General features: G+C 64.4%; 2 protein-coding genes. Both read left to right on the top strand.

Annotated features, from left to right (window positions below):
* A partial coding sequence (locus tag HHL21_RS21315) for a Mu transposase domain-containing protein (RefSeq protein WP_169469678.1) occupies positions 1-519 on the top strand: 519 nt, incomplete at its 5' end.
* An 11-nt stretch (positions 520-530) separates the two neighbouring features.
* On the top strand, positions 531-1,298 hold the full coding sequence (istB, locus tag HHL21_RS21310) for an IS21-like element helper ATPase IstB (RefSeq protein ID WP_169469676.1): 768 nt from the start codon (positions 531-533) through the stop codon (positions 1,296-1,298).
* The last annotated feature ends 92 nt before the right edge of the window (positions 1,299-1,390 follow it).

The raw sequence follows: 1,390 nt of genomic DNA, 5'->3' as shown, positions 1-1,390 counted from the left end.
TACCACGTCGAGGTCGAGCGCCACCGCTACAGCGTGCCGCACGCGCTGGTCGGCCAGGTGATCGAAGCACGCATCACGACGGCGGTGGTGGAGCTGATGCATCGGGGCCAACGCGTCGCCAGCCATGCCCGCAACAGCCGCCAGGGAGGCTTCACCACGACGGCGACGCACATGCCTGCCGCTCACCGCGCTCACATGGAATGGACGCCGACACGCCTGATCCACTGGGGGACGAGTATCGGTCCGGCGACCGCCGAAGCGGTGACGCGGCTGATGGCCGAGAACAGGCATCCAGAGCACGGCTACCGCGCGTGCTTGGGGCTCCTGTCGCTGGCTAAGCGCTACGGCAAGGGGCGCCTGGAAGCGGCCTGCACGCTGGCCCTGCAGATCGGCGCCTGCCAGTACCGGCATGTGAACGACATCCTGAAGAACAACCGCGACCAGAGCGCGCCGACTGTCGCTGGCGAGTGGGTCAGCCCCGACCATGCCCACGTCCGCGGACCTGGCTACTACCAATGAGGAACGACGAGATGATGATGCACACAACCCTGGCACAACTGCGCTCACTGAAACTGGATGGCCTGGCGGCCGGCCTTGAAGAACAACTGGCACAACCAGGCATGAGCGCGTTGAGCTTCGAGGAGCGTGTGGCGCTGCTGATCGACCGCGAGGTCCATGCCCGCAATGACCGAAAGCTGGTGCGGCTGCTGAAGAACGCGCACCTCAAGTACGGTCAGGCCGCGATCGAGGACATCGACGCGCGCTCCGGTCGTGGCATCGACCGCCGCGAAGTCATGAGCCTGGCGCTAGGGGACTGGGTCAGCGCCGGCCACAGCATCCTGATCACCGGCCCGACTGGCGCCGGCAAGTCGTGGCTTGCCTGTGCGCTGGCGCAGTACGCCTGCCGGCGTGGTTACAGCGCGATCTACCAGCGTGTACCCCGCTTGCAGGAAGAACTGCGCATCCGGCACGTCAGCGGGGCCTTCGGCAAATGGCTTCTCCAGCTGGCCAAGACTGACGTCCTTGTGCTTGACGACTGGGGCATGGGCGCCATCGACAGTATGACGCGCTCGGATCTGCTGGAGATCATCGACGACCGGGCCGGCAGCAAGGCCACGATCATCACCAGCCAGCTGCCGGTCGACCACTGGCATGCCTGGATCGGCGACGCCACCATCGCCGATGCGATCCTGGACCGTATCATGCAGCGCAACCACCGCTTCACGCTGACCGGCGACTCGCTACGCACCCAACGACCTAAAACTAGCAAAAAGGAGAGAAATATCGACCCATCGTGACCGCAGCCTTTACAATTTAAACGCGTAACATCATCGAATGCGCAGCGGTCACGATAGGCCGGAATCAGCGGTCACGTTGACCGGAATACGCA

The organism is Massilia polaris (assembly GCF_012927275.1).
Taxonomy (GTDB): Bacteria; Pseudomonadota; Gammaproteobacteria; order Burkholderiales; family Burkholderiaceae_D; genus Telluria_A; species Telluria_A polaris.
Note: the sequence above shows the minus strand (reverse complement) of the source record. Positions and strands in the feature narration are given on the sequence as shown.